Annotated in this window: 1 pseudogene; it reads right to left on the bottom strand. The window is 47.6% G+C overall.

Annotated elements, in window-relative coordinates:
* A pseudogene (locus B3W37_RS07295) lies at positions 1-332 on the bottom strand (phage portal protein); the annotation flags it as partial.

The raw sequence follows: 332 nt of genomic DNA, 5'->3' as shown, positions 1-332 counted from the left end.
GCTGGTGCTTCATCTGAATACCGGGTGTAGGAGTAATAAAGTTCTCCTTTGGAATCCCGGTCAACTCTCATCCGGTTTGGCATCAAAGGGTATAGAGCAATAACCTCACCTTTACCGTTACGGATAATTTGCGCATAGGCATTTCCCCACAGCAAAAGATGCGTCATTAATGTCTCCCTAAATACGAAGGAGCTCATCTCGGGGTTAGGCTCATCGTGCAGTAAAAAATACAGCGGGTGGAAGAGGGCTTTCTCCTTACCGCCGCTTGCTGTGTATTTATATAAATGGAGGGGAAGCCCCGCTACTGCTTCAGCCAGTATCCTTACACAGGA

The sequence above is a fragment of the Syntrophomonas sp. UBA5494 genome (assembly GCF_002426325.1).
This window is presented reverse-complemented; position numbering and strand designations above follow the sequence as displayed.